Genomic DNA, 20,716 nt, shown 5'->3' with positions numbered 1-20,716 from the left:
GCAGGCGTTTGAGTCTATGGGCAAGGTCCGTCAGCTACGCCTTGTGCACGGGGCAGCAAGGCGTAGGGGAATCTTAGCTTAAGACTGGTGCCAAAGAAGTGGATTGCCGCTGGCGCGGGAATAGCCTTCTTCACCCATCAGAACGTCCAAAGCCAGACTGGCCAGGTCGTCCGCTACCGGGTCAATGCCCAGCTGCTTTTCCTGATAGAAGATTTTGCGGTAGGTATGGCAGTTGTCGCAGGACTCGGCCTTGATGCCTTCCGGGCCATCTTCAATGGCGTGATACGCCACGCTTTTGGTGCTTTCGCAATGCGAGCAGGTGACACGCACCAGATGCCATTCCACGCTGCAGCGCGGGCAGCACATGTAGCGGCAACCATCTTCACGACCACCCACACGCACCACGCTGGATACAGGTAGGCTGCCGCAGGACGGGCATACGCCAAAGGGGCTGGTTACAGACAGTTGGCCCTCGGTCAGCGAGCAGGCCAGATGCGTCCAGTAAACCTGCAAGGCGGCCATGACAAAAGGTGCCGCGGCACCGTCTTGCTCAGGCAATTGCTCGGCCAGAATCGCGTCAGCCAGATCTTCCAGTTTTTGTGGGTCAGACTCGGCTTTCTTGAGCAGGCTCTGACAGACTTCTTGGGCGGCTGCAGGCACGTCCGAAGTGTTGATCATGTGATTGAGCAGGCTGCTCAAAATGCTGAGCCACTGTGGATCGCGTTTCCAGCCCGATGCCAGCAAGGGTGGCATACCGTGTCTTTGTGCTGTTTCCAGCACCTCGGCGGGCAGTTCGGCCGGGGGCAGGGCATTGAGTTGTTTGTGCTGTCCATCAACCAGATGTGCCAGCAAGAGCAGGTAGGCACCAACGGGATTGCCGTCAGCCAATTGGCGCAGACGTGCTGCCCGGTCAGCAAAGACGCTGGCTCGCACAGGCAGGCGCAGTCGGGGGATGGAGGTGTGGTCCAGACTTTCGATTTCGCCGCGCGGAAGGATGCGTTGCAAGACAGACTCCTGAAAACAAGGCTGCCATGCCCGAAATGGTGCATGGCAGCCGGGTTGCTTATGTACCAGAGCCCCGCTTATTCGGCAGGACGGCTGGGACCTTTTTCCATTTCTTCACGGAACCAGGCGCGGTGGTGCTTCCAGGCCCAGGCACGGGTAACCGTACCGCGGGTCATGGCTTTGACCGAACCTTTTACCCAGATACCGGCGTAGATGTGCACGATAATCGCGCAAATCATCAGCAGGGCGCAGACCGCGTGCAGCACGGAGGCCAGGCGGATAGCCCAGATGGGGAAGAAGGCGGAAAAGTATTCGCGCCACATCACCACACCGGTTGCCAGCAGGCCGATCATGAAGATCACCAAAGCAAAAAACAGGATTTTTTGCCCGGCGTTATAGCGGCCTACTTCGGGAATGCGCTCGTCCTTGGCATTGAGCACGTCCTTGAAGTGACGCAGCCAGGCCGCGTCACCCTTGGAGAACATATTGTGCCGTACCATGCGGGCCGCAAACAGGAAAAAGCACACAAACATCACCACACCAATGAACGGGTGCAGAATGCGTGTCCACGGACCGCCGCCAAACAGGTTGGTCAGCCAGAACATTGACGGATGAAACAGCGCCAGCCCGGACAAGGCCAGGAGCACAAAGCTCATGGCAATGATCCAGTGATTAATGCGCTGACTGGTGGTGTAGCGCTGAATCAAGCCCTTGCGGTTGTGATCAGTCATGGTGAGCCTCCTGGATCTTGCGTGCGTCCTCGTCGGCGCGGCGCTCGTCTTCCTCGTCGGTCTCGTTAGGACCGGTTCGGATGTAGTGGAAGAAACCAATCAGGGCGGTCAGCGCCATGGCAGCAACCCCCAGCGGCTTGGCCACTCCCTTCCAGAGCGAGACCATCGGACTGATTTGCGGGTCCTTGGGCAGATCGCTGTACAGCTCGGGCTTGTCGGCGTGATGCAGCACGTACATGACGTGGGTGCCACCCACTCCAGCCGGGTCGTACAAACCTGCGTTTTCAAAGCCGCGCGATTTCAGGTCTTCGATACGCTCTGCAGCGTGGTGCTGCATGTCTTCTTTGGTACCGAACACAATCGCGCCGGTAGGACAGGTCTTGGCACAGGCCGGTTCCTGTCCGACCGCCACACGGTCCGAACACAAGGTGCACTTGTAGGCTTTCTTGTCCTTTTCCGAAATGCGAGGCACATCGAAAGGACAGCCGGTAACGCAGTAGCCGCAGCCAATGCAGTTTTCCTCGTGGAAATCCACAATGCCGTTGGTGTACTGCACGATGGCGCCTGGCGAGGGACAGGCCTTCAGGCAGCCCGGATCCTCGCAGTGCATGCAGCCGTCTTTGCGAATCAGCCATTCCAGATCGCCAGCGGGGTTTTCATACTCCGCAAAACGCATGATGGTCCAGGACTTGTCGGTCAGGTCGGCCGGGTTGTCATACACCCCGACGTTGTGACCGATTTCGTCGCGCGTATCGTTCCATTCCATGCAGGCGACCTGACAGGCCTTACAGCCAATGCACTTACTGGTGTCGATCAGCTTGGCCACTTCCCCGCCCACGGGCTCGCGCACGCTGGGCGATGGGGTGGTGGTTGCGGAGCGCCGTTTGATATCAAGTGATTGCAAGGCCATGGCTTACTCCTTAACCTTTTCAAGTTGAACCAGGAAGGCCTTGGTCTCTGGCGTTTGCGAGTTGCCATCGCCTACCGGCGGGGTCAGCGCATTGATCAGGAAACCAGGTCGGGCCAGACCCACAAATCCCCAGTGCAGCGGGATACCCACTTGGTGGACAACCTTGCCATCCACGTTCAGGGCCTTGATGCGCTTGGTCACCACCGCCACGGCCTTGATATAGCCACGGTTGGAGGACACCTTGACGCGGTCACCTTGCACAATGCCCACTTCCTTGGCCAGCTCCTCGCCAATTTCCACAAACTGTTCGGGCTGCACGATGGCGTTCAGCTTCACGTGCTTGGTCCAGTAGTGGAAGTGCTCGGTCAGGCGGTAGGTGGTGCCCACATAGGGGAACTTGTCTACCGTACCCATGGCCGCCAGGTCGTCCTTGAAGATACGGGCCGCCGGGTTGGTCATGGCACGTGGCTCGTCAGGACTGAGCGGGTTGTAGCTCAGAGGGCTTTCAAAAGGCTCGTAGTGCTCGGGGAAGGGGCCTTCTGCCATGCCTTTACGGGCAAAGAAGCGGGCGACACCTTCGGGGTTCATGATGAACGGGCCCATGCCATCAACCGGATTTTCATCGGCCTTGTAGTCAGGGACATCCGCACCACCCCAGCGTTTGCCATCCCAGTGAACCAGGCTGCGGCGTGGGTCAAAGGGTTTGCCGGTCAGGTCACAGGATGCACGGTTGTAGAGCACGCGGCGGTTTGCTGGCCAGGCCCAGGCCCAGTTCAGCGTCTGGCCGATTCCGGTTGGATCGCTATTGTCGCGGCGAGCCATCAGGTTGCCTTGCTGCGTCCAGGCACCGGCATAGATCCAGCAACCGCTTAGCGTGGTGCCGTCGTCGCGCAATTCGGCAAAGCCATCCAGCTGCTCGCCTGCCTTACGCGTGATCTTCGTCGGATCCTTGGGATCATGCAGATCCACCAGTGCGCGGCCCGAGTATTCCTTGGCCAGTTCAGCGGCGGTTGGATCATCCGGGTTGGAGTAGGGCCAGGACAGGTTCAGGATCGGATCAGGGAAGGCACCGCCTTCTTTCTGGTACAGCGAGCGAATACGCGTGAACAGCGTACTCATGATCTCAATGTCGCTCTTGGCCTCGCCCGGAGGGTTGGCGGCCTTCCAGTGCCATTGCAACCAGCGACCCGAGTTCACCAGTGCGCCTTCTTCCTCGGCGAAACAGGTGGTGGGCAGACGGAAGACTTCGGTCTGGATGGAAGCGGAATCGACATCATTGTGCTCGCCATAGTTCTTCCAGAACTCTGACGTTTCCGTAACCAGCGGGTCCATGATGACCATGTACTTGAGCTTGGAGAAACCACGCAGCAGCTTGGCCTTGTACGGTGCCGCCGCCAGGGGGTTAAAGCCCTGACAGATGTAGCCCGTCATCTTGCCTTCGTCCATCAGCTCGAACACTTGCAGCATGTCGTAGAGCTTGTCCAGCTTGGGCAGATAGTCGTAGGCCCAGTTGTTCTCGGCCTGGGCGGCATCACCAAACCAGGCTTTCATCAGGCTGACGTGGAACTTCTTGTAGTTGCGCCAGTAGCTTAGCTGGTTGGGGCGTAGCGGCTGTTGGGCACGTGCGCCGATGTAGCCGTCAAACTCTTTCTCGGCCTGGTTGGGCAAAGTCAGATAGCCGGGCAGCAGGTTGGACATCAAACCCAGGTCAGTCAGACCCTGAATGTTGGAGTGTCCGCGCAGCGCGTTCATGCCACCGCCGGCAATACCAATATTGCCCAGCAGCAGCTGGACCATGGCGCCGGTACGGATGATCTGCGAACCAATACTGTGTTGCGTCCAGCCCAGCGCATACAGGATGGTGCCCGCGCGACCCGGTTCAGCGGTCGAGGCCAGCATTTCACAGACTTTCAGGAACTTGTCCTTGGGCGTGCCACAGACGCGTTCCACCATCTCGGGCGTGTAGCGCTCGTAGTGCTTGCGCAGCAGTTGGTAGACCGAGCGTGGGTGTTGCAAGGTGGGGTCCGTCTTGACGTAGCCGTCCTCGCCCAGCTCGTAGTCCCAGGAGGACTTGTCGTAGCTGCGTTTTTCTTCGTTGTAGCCCGAATACAGCCCCTGCTCGAAGTCAAAGTCTTCGCGCACGATAAAGGGCATATCGGTGTAGTTGCGCACGTATTCGTGCTGGATCTTGTCGTTGTCCAGCAGGTATTTGATGACGCCACCCAGGAAGGTGATGTCACTACCGGTACGTATAGGCGCGTAAAAGTCCGCTACGGATGCCGAACGCGTAAAGCGTGGATCCACAACGATCAGTTTTGCATTGTTGTGTGCTTTGGCCTCGGTCACCCATTTGAAACCACAGGGGTGCGCCTCGGCTGCGTTGCCGCCCATAATCAGCACAATATCCGCGTTCTTGATGTCGACCCAATGGTTCGTCATCGCTCCACGGCCAAACGTCGGGGCAAGACCTGCCACCGTCGGGCCGTGTCAGACACGTGCTTGGTTATCGAACGCCAGTACACCCATGCTGCGGATGACTTTATGGGTGACATAGCCCACTTCGTTACTACTTGCCGAAGCAGCCAGCATGCCGGTGGTCAGCCAACGGTTGACGACGGTGCCGTCTTCAGCGGTGGTCTGGAAGTTGGCGTCGCGGTCTTCTTTCATCAGCTTGGCAATACGCGTGAAAGCGTCTTCCCAGGAGATGCGTTCCCACTTGTCCGAGCCAGCGGCACGGTATTCAGGGTATTTGAGTCGGTTGGGGCTCTTGATGAAATCCACCAAGCCTGCGCCCTTGGGACAGAGTGTGCCGCGGTTCACGGGGTGGTCGGCATCGCCTTCAATGTGAACCACGCTGGGCTCGGCATTCATGGCGCCGTCACCACGGGAGTACAGCAGCACCCCACAGGCTACGGAACAGTAAGGACAGGTATTGCGCGTCTCTGTCATGCGGGTCAGTTTGTACTGCCTGACTTCCGCCATGGCGGGGGTGGGCGCAGCGCCCAGCAAGACCATGCTGGAACTGGCCAGCGAGGCCCCCGTCACTTTGAAGAACTGACGCCGATTCATGTTCACCATGCGGCTCTCCAATAGGATTGTGTTTTCGTGTTTGAAATCGTCAGGGGAGGCGCCTTGTGAGCTCTGCCCCTGTTTTATAGTTGAACAGTATAAGCGTTGAACTTATGGGCTACTGCCAAGAGGGCGTGTCTAATTGATCAAGGACAATCTTGATTCTATTGAGGTTTTCACGCCGGAGCCGCAAGTGTAGTCGGTGATGCGGGTATTCACCTACTATTTGCAAGGGATTTTTTCAATTTAGCGGGCTTGTTTGAAGAATTCGATCTGAAAGCTGCCGGGCAGTTCGAACTCCACGTGATGCAGAACTTGGGGCTCAATCGCCACACATTGTCCGGCTGTCAGCACCACTTCAGTAAAAGGCTCCTGATCCAGAGCAAAGCGCAGCACGCCGGTTTGAACACGCAGCAGGCCCCAGGTGCCAACTTTGGTGTTGTGGGCACGGCGCAAGGCCTCGGGCAAATTGTGCGGCGTGAAAACGGGGGATTGGCTGTAGCGCTCCAGCCCTTCAGGCAGGGTGTCAGGCAGGCGCGTTTGATTGCTTTGCGCCTGATAGGTCTGCCAAAGTTTGGCGGCAATGCGGTCTGCCATAGCGTCTGCCTTTTGTTGCAGGGTGGGTTTGCCCAGCGTGGCCGTGGTTTGGTGGAAAATTTCCAGCCAACGCTCAAACAAGGGCCAGGATAACTCGGGCAGGGCGGCATGGCGTGCAATCGGGGCCCCTTTGAAGCGGCGTGTGCCCAGCAAGATGGCCGACCAGAAATCGCACAGCATATCCAGATGCTCGTCCCAGTCCTGCACATTGTGTTCAAAAATCGGGCCTAGCTGCGCATCTTGCCGAACCTGGGCGTAGAACTGGGTCACCAACTGGCGAATGTCGGCTTCGGTGTAAACGGCCTGCGGCGGCAAGTGTGTCATGAGAGTCAAGCAGAGAAGCTAAAAGTCGGCATTCTCGGTCTGCTTGAAAAGTACTCCAATGACAAAAGTCATGAGTACACCGATCACTTAAAAGGAGCGCTGTGCAGGGCTGGCGAGGCGCAGGAGATGTGCTTGGTCGCGTACCTGCCAATCGCTGCGCTTGCCACTGACGTAACCACGCGCCTGCCAATCGGTGAACAATCGGCTCAAGGTCTCTGCCCGTATACCCAGATGGGCGGCCAGTTGCCGTTGGTTCAAGGGTAACTGGATTTTTTCCCCTTGGCGGGCTTGCAGATTGAGCAAGTAGTTCGCCAAACGCTCGGCGGCCGAGCTGGCTGAAATCCAGTCCACTTTATTGACTTGTGCATACAAGGCGCTGCTCAGGCCCGCCATCATGTTCATGGCCAGTTCGGGCCAGCGGCGGCAGGCTTCTTGCAGGCTGCTGCGCGAGAGTTTGTAGACGCGCACGGTTCCCTTGGCGCGAGCGCACATGGGGTAGCGTCCATGCGGCATGAACATGGCGGCTTCCGCTACCAATTGGCCGGGCTCGAAAACATTGAAAACACGTTCGTCGCCATTTTGGCTGTAGCGCAGGATTTCTACCTGTCCACTGTCCACCAGCAAGCAATAGCGGGCCTCGTCGCCTTCATTGAACAGAATCTGCCCAGAACTGGCGTTTTGAGCCAAAGCGTCACGGCACAAATGCTGGATGACCTCGATGGGCAAACCTTGCAGGAGACGGTGGCGAGCCAGCAATTCAAACAAAGCTGGACACGGGCCGGGCATGTTGACTTTTGTCATTGGGGCGCTGGGATGAAGATGGGAGAATCCCCATTTGATAATAGTTCTCATTATACAAATCTTCATGCCATATATCTATCAAGGGTTTCATTGCTGGGCTGCATCTCAGGGAAAAATTGCCCGTTCAGAGAGAGGGCGGCAGGCTCTCGCCAGCCATGCGCGTGGGCTTCCCTTAAACCAAGCTGCTCCCAAGGCAATCGATGCTGGCTTATCGGGTAAGCATGCTGCCATGCTCCGTCTGGATGAACCTGATCTAAAAAAAGGGGCACAGGTTCACGTTTTGGGTGGAGTTAAGGAGCGGGTTCTTGCTCGGTTTGCCTCTAAGGCGCTGGGTAACTCCAAAAGAGATGGCCGTGGGATGTTCGTTCGCAAAGTCTTGAGCCGTGTTTTGCCTGGCTTGTTCTTGGCCTCGCTGGCAGTAGGTGCCCAGGCCGCTCCCCGTTACGAGTCTCTGACTCTGGCCGGTCCCGGCGCGGTGGTGTCCTATCCCTTGATGCATATGGCGCAGACCCAGGCCTTGAGCCAATACACGGACAAGCTGGAGTTCCGTCTGTGGCAGAACCCTGATCAGTTGCGTGTCCTGTTGGCCAAGAAAGAAGTGGATTACAGCGCTGCGCCCAGCAATTTGTCCGCCTTGATGTTCAACAAGGGGCAGGCCGTCAAACAGCTGAATATTTCGGTCTGGGGCATTTTGTGGCTAGTCAGCCGTGATCCCGCCGTCAAGAGCTTTAGCGATCTGGCCGGTAAGGAACTGCTGGTGCCATTTCAGCGCGATCTGCCTGCTGTCTTGCTGGATACCTTGCTGGTCAAGCAAGCCCAAGGGGGTAAGGAAACTGTACGCTTGCGTCGTACGCGCGATGCTCAGGACGCCATTGCCTTGATGCTGACCGGCCAGGGCGATCAAGCCTTGCTAGTTGAGCCCACTGCTTCCTTGCTCTTGTGGCAGGCGGAGCAGAAGAAGGTGGAACTGCATCGCGGTCAAAGTCTGGAGCAAGCCTGGGCGCAGGCTTTTCCTTTGCAACAGGCGCTGCCGCAAGCCGGTGTCATGGCTAACGTCACTGTGGCCCACGATACCGAGCTGAATCAGGCCGTGGAACGGGCTTATGCCGAGTCGGCCCGTTGGTGCAGCCAGCAGCCGCAAGAGTGCGCCCAAATGGTTCATGGCTATTTGCCTCAGTTCCCGGTTCCGGCAATTCAAACCGCGATTGAAAAGACTCGTCTGGATAGTCGTCCAGCCAATGAAATCCGCCCTCAACTGGAGGCGCTGTACCAATTGCTGGCGGATCAGCACCCCCAAGCCTTGGGTGGTGGCCTGCCTGCTGCCGGGTTTTATGGACCATGAAAAGCAAGTCGAATTTATCGGCACGTAGCTCTCGTGCATGGGGCGTAGCGGGTGTGCTGCTGATTCTGCTGTGCTGGCAGATCAGCGCCATGTTTCTGGGGCCTTTGCTGATGGCTTCGCCCATGGAAACTGCCCGCGCGATTCCGCGTTTGATGATGTCCGGGCACTTTCTGAATGACGCCGGAGCCAGTCTGCTGCGCGTGGCCATTGGCGTCAGTGTGGGTTGCTCCATTGGTTTCACGCTAGGCATTTTGGCGGCACACAGCCCGCGTCTGCGTGGCTTGCTGGAGCCTTTGCGTTGGCTATTGATGGCGATTCCGCCTGTGGTGGTTGTTGTGCTGGCCATGCTCTGGTTTGGCCTGGGTTCGAGCATGGTGATTTTCATGACGGTGCTGATGATGGTGCCGGGCATGTACGTGAACACCGTCAAAGGGATGTTGCAGGTGGACCGCGATCTGATCGAGATGAGCCACGTGTATCGCTTTGGCTGGTGGCGCCGTCTGCGTCACCTGTATCTGCCTTCCCTGACGGCTCCTTTGACTGCCGCTTTGCTGATTGCTTGCTGCGGTGGGGTTCGTCTGGTGGTGATGGCCGAAGTGCTGGGTGCAGAAAGTGGCGCAGGCTATGCCTTGGCCAACGCACGTAGCACCTTTGACAGCGCCGAGCTGTACGCCTGGGTTGTGCTGATTCTGGGCTTGGTCGCCGCGATTGAATTTGTTCTGCTGCAACCCTTGCAGCGTCGTCTGGGACAGTGGCGGGAGGACAGCCATGCTTGAGCTAAGCCATGTCCAGGTCCTGTTCGGGCAAAAGCCGGTTTTGCAGGATTTAAGTTTCACCTTGCAGGCCGGGCAGCGCCTGGGCGTTCTGGGGCCTAGTGGCGAAGGGAAAAGTACCTTGCTGCGTTTGGTTGCGGGCCTGATCAAGCCTGATTCCGGCCAGGTCTGGAACGAGTTTCGTCACCCCGTGCTGGTGTTTCAGCAGCCCCGTTTGTTGCCTTGGCGCAGCGTGCTGGACAACGTGCAGATTCCGCTGCGTGCGCAAGGCTTGTCGGCTGCGCAAGCTAAAGAACGTGCCATGTACTGGCTGGGGCAGGTGGAGTTGGCCGATATTGCCCAGTCCTGGCCCGGTGAACTATCCGGTGGCATGGCACAGCGGGTGGCACTGGCCCGCGCCTTTTCCTTGCAACCGGACCTTTTGCTGCTGGATGAACCCTTCAGTGCTCTGGACCCGGCGCTGCGCCATAGCCTGGCTCAAGTCTGCCTGCGCTGCCTGGAAGAAACCGGAGCAGCGCTGCTGTACGTCAGTCATCAACCCCGTGAATTGATGCGGGTCGCTGATTCCTGCCTGCTGCTGAAAAAGGGGCAAGGCCAGTTGTTTGAACCGGTGGCCCCGGCGGATACTGCTGCCCGCGAGCGTCTGGCCGATTCCTTGTATGCCCAACTTTTGTCTCAGGAGGTTTTGACGCCATGACTGCCTATCCCGTGATCCTGCTGTTCCATCTGTTTGCCGCTCTGTTTTTCATCGGCACGGTGTTTTTTGAAGTCTTGATGCTGGAAGGCATACGCAAGCACGTTCCGCGAGAGGCCATGCGCACCTTGGAGATTGCCATTGGTGACCGTGCCCGGCGCATCATGCCCTGGGTTCTGCTGGTTCTGTACAGCGCCGGGATAGGTTTGGCCTGGCATCACCGCGCTGCGCTGGCCCATCCTTTCGATAACACTTTGGGCCTGTTTCTGACGATCAAGATTCTGTTGGCGCTTAGCGTTTTTGGTCACTTTCTGACGGCCATGACTTTACGGCGCACCGGGCGCATGAAGTCCATCCATTTCAAGCGCATTCATCTAAGCGTGTTCTGTCATATGGTCGGGATCGTGATCCTGGCCAAGACCATGTTTTATCTGCACTGGTAATTTCACTTTCTATCGAGAATACGATGTCACACGTTCCTGTATTGCGTCGGCTGACGGTCAGCCTGGCGCTGGGAGGGCTGTGGTCGGGTGCCGCCTGGGCTGACCCGTCTACCTCCACCTTGTCTCCCATTGTCATCAAGGCGCCTGTCGGGCAAAGCGTGCTGCAGGCCGACCTGCGACAAGAAAAGGCTCGCCTGGATGCGGTGCCTGGTGGCACCAATTTGATTCAGCCGCAGGAAGAGCTGCGTCTGGTGACTTTGCGCGATGCCCTGGACTATCAGCCCGGCTTGATCGTGCAGGATTTCTTTGGCGGGATTGATCAGCCTCGGCTCAATATTCGCGGTTCGGGGATTCAAAGTAATCCGGTCAATCGAGGTGTCTTGCTGTTGCAAGATGGTCTGCCTTTGAACGAGGCGGACGGCTCGTTTGTGATCGGCTTTCTGGAACCGCGCAACAGCTCCTTGATCAGCGTGCGGCGTGGTGCGAATGCCTTGTCCGCCAGTGCGACCACTTTAGGTGGGGAGTTGGATTTTCGCTCCATGAACGGTACGCAGGGTGACGCCATCAGCGTGGAGGGCGGCAGTTTCGGGCGTCTGGGTTTGTATGCCGCCAAGGGTTTTCAGACGGACGAGTTTGATGGGCGCTTGGCAGTCAGCCATGACAAGGCTGATGGCTACCGTCATCACTCGGATTCCGAGCGCACGAATGTACAGGGCAATATCGGTTTCAAGCGCGGGCAGTTCGAGAACCGCACTTACCTGTCCTATGTGGATTTGAAGTTTGATATTCCCAATGTGGTCCCGCGTGAGCGTCTTTACAGCGATCCGCGCAGTGTGATGGGGGACTATGGCACGCCGCAGGATATGGCGGCCAATGTCTATAAGCGTGATCCGAATCGCAAGGCCACTCAATTCCGTTTGGCTAACCGTAGTTATTGGGGTACCGAGGATTTCAACCAGACCGTGGGCCTGTACTGGCAGACGGTGGACGATACTTTTACGAATCCGCAGGTGTCTTCGCCCACCAAGGGGAATACCTATGGCGCACAGTGGCAGTTGGCTGGTCGTGAAGGCAGCCTGGATTATCGCCTTGCCCTGGACTGGGCGCGCAGTGATATGGATCGTGAGTTGTATGCGGTCAATCCCGCCAATGGCAGCCGTGCCTTGTTCTTTGGGGACTATCGCCTGCGCGCTGAAAACCGCAATGCGCTGTTGGGTTTGAGCTGGAAGGTTGCGCCCCAGTGGACCGTGGTGGGGGATGTGAAGTACAGCCAGGCGATTCGTGATGCGCGCAATCGTTTGGGGGGCGATACCCTGAACCAGAAATGGTCCTACGCCAGCCCGAAACTGGGCGTGGTGTGGCAGCCGTCCGAGGATTTGCGGGTGTTTGCCAATGTCAGCCGCAGTCATGAGGCGCCTACGTATTGGGAGATCATCAGTGCGGAAGTACCGCAGCCCATGAATGTGCGCTCGGCAGTGACAGGGCTGACGGAATTGAATGTGCAAAAGGCGACGACTTTTGAGTTGGGTGGTGCCGGGCGTTGGGGCAGTGGCGAGTCGGCGGTGGACTGGTCCCTGGCTGTGTATCGCAGCAATGTGAAAGATGAGCTGATGGCTGTCAGTGATGCAACCGGGGCTTCATCGGTGACATTTAACTATGCTGATCGGACGCGGCACCAGGGCGTGGAGGCTGGTTTGAGCGGTTCCTTGCCTGCTCCGGCTGCAGGGCGCTGGGACTATCGTCTGTCCTATACCTACAGTGATTTCCGCTTCCGAGGGGGCGAGTATGAAGGCAATCGTATTGCCGGGGTGCCCAAGCATTTGCTGGGTGCAGAACTGATGTATCGACGTGGTGGCTGGCGGTTTGGGCCGAACGTGCGCTGGCTGGCTTCGGATACGCCGACCAACCATCAGAATGTGGAAGGCACGCATCAAAATGCTTATGCCATTTGGGGTTTCAAGGTCGCTTATCAGCATGACAAGCATTGGAGTGCTTATCTGATGGCGGATAACATTTTTGATAAGACCTACGCCAGTAGTTATGTGATTCGACGTTCGGCTTCGGAGGCGATGCCTACTTATCTGGCGGGCAATGGCAGGAGTTTCTTTGGTGGGGTGAAATATAACTTCTGATTGTTTTTGATGCCTCGGTTTTTGGCTTGATGATTAGTTAACGATTAGGCAGGAGTTGTCTCAGTGGAGACGCCCCTCTGGCCTGCGCCGGGGCCTTGGGGCTTGAGCACTTGCCGGTGCTGCGCACCGGTTCCCTTGTCAAGAGATCAGGCAGGGCGCACCCAGAACTCACCCGGTACTTGGTCCCCCGGACCAAGTACAAGCGTCGGGTTCAAACAGCTGGGTGCTTGAACCCCTGCCTGATCTCTCGCCTGCGGCAAGCACTCTGAATCGCCCCAAGGCCCCGGCGCAGGCCAGAGGGGCTCACAGGGAATTCTTGCCTTAAGGCTTTCCGACTACAGGGGCGTGACTTTGGCTTTCATTGCACGGTTCCTTGGATCGGCCACGGGTTTATGACGCTGTGTCTGGGTGGATTAAGGCCCGCTTGTATCTGAATTGTTGTTGTGTGATTTGTTGTTGTTGTTGTTGTTGTTGTTGTTGTTGTTGTTGTTGTTGTTGTTGTTGTTGTTGTTGTGTAGTGCGGTGGAAGAGTGCCTCTGACGTGTTCAGGGGCTTTTTTTTGGTCTGTTTGGATGTGTGTCTTGATCAGGATCAGCCGATAGGGCGGTCAGGGTGCACTTTCAGAATTATCTGACAGACCGGGGTGGAATGGGTCGGTAAGTTCAGGGTTCACCGTTCTCTTACATCCTTAGGTTTGTCAGCCATGATGAATACATACTTGTTGACCACTGAAGATATTGATCCTCGCACTTTGCCCGAGCAGGCCGTGCTGTATGCCCATCTGTTGACACGAGATGCCATGAATGATGAGTGCGTGCGCAAGTTGATGGCCGCACCGCGTTTTGTGCGTTCGGACAAGGGTATTCCGTATGTGGTGCTCAAGGATATGCGAACGCATCGCTGGACCCTGATTCGTGCCTGGCGCGAGTATCTGGAGATCAAGCGCGAGCGTTTGGCCAGTCGTTTGGGAATCAGTGTGGCGGAATACAACGTGATCGAGAAAGGTCTTGTTCCATTGAGCCTGACGATGTTGGCTCTGTTGGCGCAGGGAATGGGTCTGGACGAGACGCAGTTGCAGATGTCTCCGTATCAGCCCGTGCTGGAACCTTTGGCTTTGAGCTAGTGCCAAGGGATTAAAAAGAAAGCTACGACAGGAAAGGGCAGGTGCAGGCAGCAGCTTGTGCCAGGCTCAAAAGCAGTTCCGGCCCCATCACGTTTATCGCGCGATGGGGCCGGTTTTTTGATGCAGGATTTGGCTGGTTTTACTCGGCCGAGTCTTCGGTTTGCAGTTTCACTACCTGCTTGGCTCGGGTGTCTACATGCAGGGAGAAGATGTCGGGGCGCGAGTAGTGGCCGTAAACATCAAAGTCCAGGTTGGCCTGTTTGAGCAGGTCCATATCCAGTTCGGCGTACAGCTCGGTTTCTTCGTCAAACACCGGGCCGGCCAGCACTTCGCCGGTGGGGCTGACGATCATGCTGCCGCCGTGCATCACGTAGCTGTCCGGAGCAAATTCGCCCGGCAGGGCAAATTCTTTCTGGAAGGACTCGGGGTAGTTGTTCAGGCGGATGGCCTGGCAGGCGGACAATACAAACACACGGCCTTCAACGGCGATGTGAATCATGGACGAGGCCCAGGTGGGGCGGTCGTCTGCCGTGGGGGCGCAGTACAGTTCGGTGCCTTGGGCATACATGGTCTGACGCAGGGTGGGCATGTAGTTCTCCCAGCAGATCACGTTGCCGATACGACCCATGGGAGTATCGACAGTGCCCATGGTGGAGCCATCGCCAAAGCCCCAGACCAGACGTTCCTGACCGGTAGGCATCAGCTTGCGGTGGATGCCCACCACGCCTTTGCCCGGAGCCAGTGTCAGAGCGGTGCAGTATAGGGTGCGGCCCATTTTTTCGATTACGCCCATCACGGTGTAGACACCGGTTTGGGTAACGGCATCGGCCAGTGCTTCCAGTTCAGGGCCCCCCAGGGTGACAGCGCCTTCCACATACATCTGGTACAGGGCACGGCCTTCAGGACGGCGGTTGCCGATGACGCTGCCAAAGCTGATGCCTTTGGGATACCCGCCCAGAAAGGCTTCGGGAAAGACAGCCAGGGTGGCGCCATTGGCAGCCACACGCTGCAAGATGGCGGCGGCTTTTTCTACACTGCTGGCAGAGTCAAACGGGATGGATGCCGCTTGTATAACTGCAACTTTGCTCATAACTAGGTCTCCTTTAAAGGTCAGCCTGCGGACAAGTCCACGTTTTTGGTTTCAGGCAGGCGGGTATACAGGATCAGGAAGCACACCAGGGATACGGCAGCCAGGTACCAGGCCGGTACGTTGGGGTTGCCTGTGTACTGGATCAGGGCGGCAGCAATGAAGGGGCCAGGACCAGCCAGCAGTGCCGACGAGACGTTGTGACCCAGTGCGGCGCCGGTCGAGCGAATCGAGGCGGGGAACACTTCCACCAGCAGCACCACGTTCATGACGGCAGAGATGGCTACCAGGAAAGCCATGATGATCAGGCCCAGCAGAATCAGCGCGGGTTTGCCGGAGTTCATCATGATGAAAATCGGGTAGGCCATGATGGTCAGACCCGCAGCGGCAAACAAGGCCAGTTTGCGGCGACCGTAGTGGTCCGAGAAACGGCCAACCAGTGGGTGCAAGATGCAATACACCACCAGCGAGGCACTGCACAGCCACAGGGCCGAGGTCTTGCTCATTCCCAGGATGGAAACCAGGTGGTTATTGGCGTAGGTGATGAAGTAGTACAGCGACACCAAGAACAGGGCGGAGAACGCAAAGGACAGAACAAAGGCGTTGAACTTGTCCTTGGACGAGACGCGCTCCAGTGTGTTGTTGGCTTTCTTCTCCTGCAGCTCGTGGTAGACGGGGGTGTCGTTCAGTTTGCGACGGATAAAGACCGCAATGAAGGTCATCACAATCGACAGCACGAAGGGCACACGCCAGCCCCAGCTGTAGACCTGGGCTTCGGTCAGCGTGGCGTTGATGGCGGCAGCGGTGGCGGTACCCAACAGGAAGGCGATGCCGGCGGTGAAGGTCACCACGCTGGCGGCGGTGGCACGACGGTTGGAGGGGGCGCTTTCCACCAGGAAAATACCGGCAGCGGACCACTCGCCACCCACCATCATGCCTTGCAGGAAGCGCAGCACAACCAGCAAGATAGGAGCCGTAATGCCGATGGTGTCATAGCCAGGCAGCAGGCCAATCAGAGTAGTGAACACGCCCATGCCAAAGACGGTAATCATCAGCACGGTCTTGCGGCCAAAGCGGTCGCCAATCGGGCCCAGAATCAGGGCGCCAAAGGGGCGCGAAACAAAGCCCACGGCAAACACGGCCAGGGACGACAACAGGGAAACGCCAGCGGCGTCGGATGGAAAGTAGATGCTGCCGATAATGGCTGCAAAGTAGCCATAAATCGCGAAGTCAAACCATTCCATGAAGTTGCCAATACCAACGGCAACAACTTGTTTTTTACTCAGGCCCGGCTGGCCTGGGGGTGCCGATTTGGCATGCGAAGGGGCGACGGTAGCAGTGCCCATAGAGATCTCCTCGAGCAGGGCAGGTGAATACCCGCCCCTTATTGTGGTTGTGGCTGATTTTTAGTCTAATCAAGCCAAATAATTATTCAAACTAATTAGAAAAATGGCTTCCATTAATATCGCTAATATCAGGCGGATGGATCTGAACCTGCTGCTGGTGTTCCAGTGCTTGATGAACGAGCGCAGCGTGACCAAGGCCGCCAATGCCCTATTTCTGACCCAGGGCGCGGTCAGCGCGTCCTTGCGCAAGTTGCGGGTGGTATTCAATGACGAGCTGTTTACCCGTGGTTCGCACGGAATGACGCCTACGCATCGGGCCTTGGAGATTGCCCCGCAGATATCCGAGGCCCTGAAAAGCATCTCGGCGCTGGTCACATCCGAGCAGGAGTTCGATCCAGCTCGCTCCAGCCGGGTTTTTCGCATCGCGTTGTCCGACGATCTGGAAAATATGCTGGCCAAACGCATGATTCGCATGGCTGACGAGCAGGGCTGGACGATCAGTTTTTCCTTCTACCAAACCAATAGCTATTTGTGGCCGCAAAGCATGGTGGAGCATGGGGCGGATCTGGCGATTTGCTCCAGCCCCAAATTTCTGAGCACCATGCACAAGTCGCAAGTGCTGTTTTCCGCTTCCTATATCTGCATTTACGATAAGCAGTCCATTGCGTTTTCAACCCCCATCAGCAAGCAGGAGTATCTGCATGCTCATCATGGGCGGGTGTCCTTTGACGGCTTGCGCGGCTTTGTTGATGAACTCTTTGATGCCGAGCGACTGCAGCGCAAGGTCAAGGCCTCGTTCACGCATTTTTCCGGGGCAATCAACGCCATTATTGGCAGCCCTTTGGTGCTGACCATGCCCGATTACGCCGCCCGTTCCTTTGTGGAATGCAATAGTCGATTAGCCGTCTCGCCGGTGCCGTTGCGAGTGCCATCTTTTGTGGTGTCCATGATTTGGGACATCAACAAGGAACATGATGAAGAAAGCCGCTGGTTGCGGCGTTTTGTGCTGGAGCTGACCGAGTCTGTCAGCCAGTGACGTGCTGCTGATACGATCCGGCGGCGTACTATTGCCCCTGTTCTGTTTTCTTTTCTACTATCCGCCATGCGAATTTTATTGGTTGAAGACGAGCCTGATTTGGCCCTGTGGCTGACACGCAGCATGCAAAAGAAAGGGTTTGCAGTCGAGTGGTCCAACGACGGGATGGTGGCCTACCATCGTTTGCAGATCGAGGAATTTGATGCGCTCGTCCTGGACCTGGGCTTGCCGGGCATGGACGGACGTGCCTTGCTGGCACGTCTGCGTTCGGAGGATAATCGGACTCCCGTGTTGATTTTGACGGCTCGCGACTCCTTGCAGGAGCGAGTGGAAGCCCTGGAGTGTGGGGCGGACGATTTTTTGCCCAAACCTTTTCGTATTGAAGAGCTGGTGGCGCGCGTCAATGCCCTGATTCGTCGTAGCCGGGGCAAGGACAAACCGCGTATGGCGTGTGGCAGCCTGGTCTATGACTTGTCCACACAGCGCTTTACGCTGGATTCGGCGCTTCTGTCCGTGTCACCGCGCGAGGCCGAGGTGCTGCGTATTCTGGTGCAGCGTAGCGGAGAACCTGTGAACAAGCAGTTCATCCTGGATCGGCTCAATGACAAGGATGAGGATGAAATCAATATCGAAGCTATCGAGGTATTGGTGCATCGCTTGCGCAAGAAACTGCAGTCCTCGGATGTCCATATCGTCACTTTGCGCGGCGTAGGTTATTGCCTGGAGCCTGTGGGCGATGATGAGCCTTAGCGTATTGCCTTATCGGGGGCAAATATGGCCTTAAGCAGTCTGCGTCGTACTTTGTTGTTCATGCTGATTCCTGCGGCTTTGCTGACCTCGGGCGTGTCCCTGTTTGTTTCCAGCATGACTCTGAAGGATCAGGTCAACGCCGCGTTTGACCGGGCTTTGGCCGGTGCCTTGAAGTCCATGTCGTCCAATGTCTTGACCATTAGTGGCGGGCTGGCGATGGAGCAGTCTTACTACATGATGGAGTTCATGGAGTACACCATCAGCAGTCAGGTGTATTTCAGGGTGGCTACTGAAGATGGTTTATCGGAAATTGGCTTTACCGGTATGCCGCTGCCCGTGCGGCGTCTGCTCAGTAATCAGCCCGTTTTCTATGACGCTGAATATCTGGGAGAGCCCTTGCGCATCGCGGCGGTGGCGCTGGAGTCGGATGGGCGCCTGCAGACTTATCAAGACAGCCGAATTCTGATTCAGGCTGGTGAAAACCTGAGCGAGCGCCATGCTTTCATACGCAAAGTCATTATCCAGAATCTGATTCAGGACGTGGCGGTGCTCAGCCTTTTCATTGTTCTGATTCTGGTTGGCACTTTGCTGGCGCTACGCCCTTTGCGCAAGTTGAGCGCCGAGGTACGGCATCGTTCCCCCGACAACCTGGAGCCGATCAGCGAGGCCAGCCTGCCGCGAGAGGTCCGGCCTTTGGTACAGACCATCAATTTGCATATGGATCGTTATGCACGCAAATCACGCGAGCAACAGCAGTTTCTGGACGATGCCTCGCACCAGTTGAAAACCCCCTTGGCTGTTTTGCTGACCCAGGTGGATTTTGCCCTGTCTCTGGCCAAGACCGATGAGATGAAGGAGGTGCTGGAGGCAATTCAATTACGCTTGAACAACACGGCTCAGATGACGCATCAAATGGTGGCCTTGTCCAGGGTTCGCGATGCTGCTGACCAGCTACGCACCCGCGCAGCCTTGGGCACAGTCGACTTGTGCCAGCAAGCCGGGCTGGTGGTGGATGAGCTCTGGAGCCTGGCGAGGTCCAAGCGTCAGGACCTGGGCCTGGACGCGCCCTCCACCCCTGTTCGGGTAGCCGGGGAGGCTTGGCTCTTGCAACAGGCTTTAAGCAATATGGTCAGCAATGCCATCAAGTACTGCCCACGTGCTGCATGCATTACGGTAACGGTGCGCAAGGAAGGGCCGGTGTGCAGCATTCAGGTTGAAGACGATGGTCCGGGTATGAGTGCTGATGATATGGCCAAGGCGGGCCATCGTTTCAGGCGTGGCGAGGCGGGGAAGGCCTTGCAGGGCTCCGGTTTGGGGCTGGCGATCGTACAGGCTATTGCACAGATTCATGGCGCCCGCATGAGCTTGCGGACAGGCCCGCAGCAGCGTGGTTTGATTGTGCGTTTGGAGTTTGATTCGCTTGAACGCTGATTGGATTGTTCAGGGTATACCCTTGAAAATCGTGTTTTTTGGCGAAATTGAAAGGTAGGCGAAAGCTTCGCTCCGGTAAGGTCGCACCCATTACAACGACTAAGATCCTCCTGGAGGCGAATCAATGACTATCCACATGAAACTACGGGTGCTACTGGCCAGCAGTATTCTGGGCTTGAGCAGCCTGAGTGGCGTACAGGCCCAGCAACCCTCCAAGCCTGAGTGTATTGCTCCAGCACAGCCAGGCGGCGGGTTTGACCTGACCTGTCGTGTAGCCGTGAACGGTTTTCTGGAAACCAAGCTGCTGGAAAATCCCATGCGCACCGTCTATATGCCCGGCGGTGTAGGGGCGGTGGCCTATAACCATATCGTGGCGCAGCGCCCGGGCGACGGCAATGCGATTGCTGCTTTCTCGGGTGGCTCCCTGCTGAATCTGGCACAGGGCAAGTTTGGCAAATATTCGGTAGAGGACGTGCGCTGGCTGGCGTCGATTGGCAGTGATTACGGCGTGGCTATTGTGCGTGCGGACTCGCCTTATCAGGACCTGAAATCCCTGATGGAGGCCTTCAAGGCCGACCCGACCAAGATTGTTTTGGGAGCGGGTGGTTCCGTGGGTGGGCAAGACTGGATGAAGGCTGCGTTGACGGCCCGTGCCGCAGATGTGGATTTCCGCAAAATGCGCTTTGTTGCCTTTGAGGGCGGTGGCGAGGCGATGACGGCCCTGCGCGGTGGCCATATTCAGGCCTATATGGGTGATGCAGCCGAAGCTCACACCATGCTGGAGGGTGGAGCGCCTATTCGTGTTCTGGCTGTCTTTAACGATAAGCGACTGGACGGTGCGCTGGCCGAGATTCCCACGGCCAAAGAGCAGGGCTTTGATATCGAGTGGCCTATTATTCGCGGCTTTTATGTGGGCCCCAAAGTCTCTGACGAGCAATATCAGTGGTGGGTGCAGGCGTTCGAGCAGCTGATGAAAACGCCCGAGTTTGCTCGCATGCAAACCCAGCAGGGCCTGTTCCCCTTCAATATGAGCGGCCAGGAACTGGATGCTTACGTAAAACAACAAGTACTTCAGTATCGAGAATTAGCTGACTCGTTTGGCCTGATAAAGAAGTAAGTTTT

General features: G+C 57.1%; 18 protein-coding genes. 10 read left to right on the top strand and 8 right to left on the bottom strand.

All coding sequences use genetic code 11. The annotated features are described in order from the left end of the window. Positions 1-78: 78 nt before the first annotated feature. The 6 genes from fdhE to NIZ92_RS17605 all read right to left on the bottom strand — a co-directional run bounded on the left by fdhE (position 79) and on the right by NIZ92_RS17605 (position 7,437). Positions 79-1,005 carry a formate dehydrogenase accessory protein FdhE gene (gene fdhE, locus NIZ92_RS17630; RefSeq protein ID WP_083054831.1) on the bottom strand — a complete coding sequence of 309 codons (927 nt, stop codon included), beginning with the start codon at positions 1,003-1,005 and terminating at the stop codon, positions 79-81. Positions 1,006-1,082: 77 nt separating this feature from the next. After that, complete coding sequence (locus tag NIZ92_RS17625; RefSeq protein WP_009463457.1) at positions 1,083-1,736, bottom strand: formate dehydrogenase subunit gamma; 654 nt, start codon at positions 1,734-1,736, stop codon at positions 1,083-1,085. Continuing rightward, on the bottom strand, positions 1,729-2,646 hold the full coding sequence (gene fdxH / locus NIZ92_RS17620; protein WP_021447214.1) for a formate dehydrogenase subunit beta: 918 nt from the start codon (positions 2,644-2,646) through the stop codon (positions 1,729-1,731). The genes NIZ92_RS17625 and fdxH overlap by 8 nt, the downstream gene beginning before the upstream one ends. 3 nt (positions 2,647-2,649) lie before the next feature. Then, the gene (gene fdnG / locus NIZ92_RS17615) at positions 2,650-5,724 is read right to left on the bottom strand and encodes a formate dehydrogenase-N subunit alpha (RefSeq protein ID WP_226348272.1); all 3,075 of its coding nucleotides are present in this window, start codon (positions 5,722-5,724) and stop codon (positions 2,650-2,652) included. A 237-nt stretch (positions 5,725-5,961) separates the two neighbouring features. Beyond that, entirely contained in the window at positions 5,962-6,636 is a 675-nt protein-coding gene (locus tag NIZ92_RS17610) for a DUF1971 domain-containing protein (RefSeq protein ID WP_254002359.1), read from the bottom strand. 87 nt (positions 6,637-6,723) lie between these two features. After that, positions 6,724-7,437, bottom strand: a complete 714-nt coding sequence (locus tag NIZ92_RS17605) for a Crp/Fnr family transcriptional regulator (protein ID WP_254002358.1) — start codon at positions 7,435-7,437, stop codon at positions 6,724-6,726. 358 nt (positions 7,438-7,795) lie between these two features. On the opposite strand from NIZ92_RS17605, the gene NIZ92_RS17600 reads away from it, so the two are divergent. The 6 genes from NIZ92_RS17600 (at position 7,796) to NIZ92_RS17575 (ending at position 13,944) form a co-directional block, all read left to right on the top strand. Continuing rightward, on the top strand, positions 7,796-8,779 hold the full coding sequence (locus NIZ92_RS17600; protein WP_254002357.1) for an ABC transporter substrate-binding protein: 984 nt from the start codon (positions 7,796-7,798) through the stop codon (positions 8,777-8,779). Then, a complete protein-coding gene (locus NIZ92_RS17595; protein ID WP_137430587.1) occupies positions 8,776-9,555 on the top strand; it encodes an ABC transporter permease in 780 nt (259 codons plus the stop codon). The genes NIZ92_RS17600 and NIZ92_RS17595 overlap by 4 nt, the downstream gene beginning before the upstream one ends. Continuing rightward, entirely contained in the window at positions 9,548-10,249 is a 702-nt protein-coding gene (locus NIZ92_RS17590; RefSeq protein ID WP_115634492.1) for an ABC transporter ATP-binding protein, read from the top strand. The genes NIZ92_RS17595 and NIZ92_RS17590 overlap by 8 nt, the downstream gene beginning before the upstream one ends. Then, positions 10,246-10,689, top strand: a complete 444-nt coding sequence (locus NIZ92_RS17585) for a CopD family copper resistance protein (protein WP_035270184.1) — start codon at positions 10,246-10,248, stop codon at positions 10,687-10,689. Before NIZ92_RS17590 ends, NIZ92_RS17585 begins: the two co-directional genes overlap by 4 nt. Positions 10,690-10,712: 23 nt before the next feature. Beyond that, entirely contained in the window at positions 10,713-12,821 is a 2,109-nt protein-coding gene (locus NIZ92_RS17580; protein ID WP_254002356.1) for a TonB-dependent receptor, read from the top strand. Positions 12,822-13,524: 703 nt separating this feature from the next. Then, positions 13,525-13,944, top strand: coding sequence for a helix-turn-helix transcriptional regulator (locus NIZ92_RS17575; protein ID WP_035270189.1), 420 nt, complete (start codon positions 13,525-13,527; stop codon positions 13,942-13,944). A 139-nt stretch (positions 13,945-14,083) separates the two neighbouring features. Here NIZ92_RS17575 and NIZ92_RS17570 read toward each other — a convergent pair whose 3' ends face one another. Both NIZ92_RS17570 and NIZ92_RS17565 read right to left on the bottom strand, forming a co-directional pair. Beyond that, positions 14,084-15,034, bottom strand: a complete 951-nt coding sequence (locus NIZ92_RS17570; RefSeq protein ID WP_021447211.1) for a carbon-nitrogen hydrolase family protein — start codon at positions 15,032-15,034, stop codon at positions 14,084-14,086. Between the two features lie 20 nt (positions 15,035-15,054). Further along, positions 15,055-16,377, bottom strand: a complete 1,323-nt coding sequence (locus NIZ92_RS17565; RefSeq protein WP_254002355.1) for an MFS transporter — start codon at positions 16,375-16,377, stop codon at positions 15,055-15,057. Positions 16,378-16,480: 103 nt separating this feature from the next. Between NIZ92_RS17565 and NIZ92_RS17560 the strand changes: the two genes are divergently transcribed. From NIZ92_RS17560 to NIZ92_RS17545, 4 genes are all read left to right on the top strand, one after another. Continuing rightward, positions 16,481-17,413, top strand: a complete 933-nt coding sequence (locus NIZ92_RS17560) for a LysR family transcriptional regulator (protein WP_009463447.1) — start codon at positions 16,481-16,483, stop codon at positions 17,411-17,413. Positions 17,414-17,479: 66 nt separating this feature from the next. Continuing rightward, entirely contained in the window at positions 17,480-18,163 is a 684-nt protein-coding gene (locus NIZ92_RS17555; protein ID WP_083054817.1) for a response regulator, read from the top strand. Positions 18,164-18,187: 24 nt separating this feature from the next. Next, positions 18,188-19,594 carry a sensor histidine kinase gene (locus tag NIZ92_RS17550; protein ID WP_254002354.1) on the top strand — a complete coding sequence of 469 codons (1,407 nt, stop codon included), beginning with the start codon at positions 18,188-18,190 and terminating at the stop codon, positions 19,592-19,594. A 124-nt stretch (positions 19,595-19,718) separates the two neighbouring features. After that, positions 19,719-20,711 carry a tripartite tricarboxylate transporter substrate binding protein gene (locus tag NIZ92_RS17545; RefSeq protein ID WP_035270195.1) on the top strand — a complete coding sequence of 331 codons (993 nt, stop codon included), beginning with the start codon at positions 19,719-19,721 and terminating at the stop codon, positions 20,709-20,711. Positions 20,712-20,716 lie beyond the last annotated feature (5 nt).

The organism is Alcaligenes sp. 1735tsa3, from assembly GCF_024134565.1.
GTDB lineage: Bacteria > Pseudomonadota > Gammaproteobacteria > Burkholderiales > Burkholderiaceae_B > Alcaligenes > Alcaligenes phenolicus.
This window is presented reverse-complemented; position numbering and strand designations above follow the sequence as displayed.

Excerpts from the sequence above, each read along its gene's own strand:
- NIZ92_RS17545 (WP_035270195.1), top strand. The coding sequence starts at position 19,719 with ATGACTATCCACATGAAACTACGGGTGCTACTGGCCAGCAGTATTCTG.
- NIZ92_RS17585 (WP_035270184.1), top strand. The coding sequence starts at position 10,246 with ATGACTGCCTATCCCGTGATCCTGCTGTTCCATCTGTTTGCCGCTCTG.
- NIZ92_RS17550 (WP_254002354.1), top strand. The coding sequence starts at position 18,188 with ATGGCCTTAAGCAGTCTGCGTCGTACTTTGTTGTTCATGCTGATTCCT.
- NIZ92_RS17565 (WP_254002355.1), bottom strand. The coding sequence starts at position 16,377 with ATGGGCACTGCTACCGTCGCCCCTTCGCATGCCAAATCGGCACCCCCA.
- NIZ92_RS17605 (WP_254002358.1), bottom strand. The coding sequence starts at position 7,437 with ATGACAAAAGTCAACATGCCCGGCCCGTGTCCAGCTTTGTTTGAATTG.
- NIZ92_RS17590 (WP_115634492.1), top strand. The coding sequence starts at position 9,548 with ATGCTTGAGCTAAGCCATGTCCAGGTCCTGTTCGGGCAAAAGCCGGTT.
- NIZ92_RS17560 (WP_009463447.1), top strand. The coding sequence starts at position 16,481 with ATGGCTTCCATTAATATCGCTAATATCAGGCGGATGGATCTGAACCTG.
- NIZ92_RS17625 (WP_009463457.1), bottom strand. The coding sequence starts at position 1,736 with ATGACTGATCACAACCGCAAGGGCTTGATTCAGCGCTACACCACCAGT.
- NIZ92_RS17610 (WP_254002359.1), bottom strand. The coding sequence starts at position 6,636 with ATGACACACTTGCCGCCGCAGGCCGTTTACACCGAAGCCGACATTCGC.
- NIZ92_RS17570 (WP_021447211.1), bottom strand. The coding sequence starts at position 15,034 with ATGAGCAAAGTTGCAGTTATACAAGCGGCATCCATCCCGTTTGACTCT.
- NIZ92_RS17555 (WP_083054817.1), top strand. The coding sequence starts at position 17,480 with ATGCGAATTTTATTGGTTGAAGACGAGCCTGATTTGGCCCTGTGGCTG.
- NIZ92_RS17575 (WP_035270189.1), top strand. The coding sequence starts at position 13,525 with ATGATGAATACATACTTGTTGACCACTGAAGATATTGATCCTCGCACT.
- NIZ92_RS17600 (WP_254002357.1), top strand. The coding sequence starts at position 7,796 with ATGTTCGTTCGCAAAGTCTTGAGCCGTGTTTTGCCTGGCTTGTTCTTG.
- NIZ92_RS17595 (WP_137430587.1), top strand. The coding sequence starts at position 8,776 with ATGAAAAGCAAGTCGAATTTATCGGCACGTAGCTCTCGTGCATGGGGC.
- NIZ92_RS17580 (WP_254002356.1), top strand. The coding sequence starts at position 10,713 with ATGTCACACGTTCCTGTATTGCGTCGGCTGACGGTCAGCCTGGCGCTG.
- fdxH (WP_021447214.1), bottom strand. The coding sequence starts at position 2,646 with ATGGCCTTGCAATCACTTGATATCAAACGGCGCTCCGCAACCACCACC.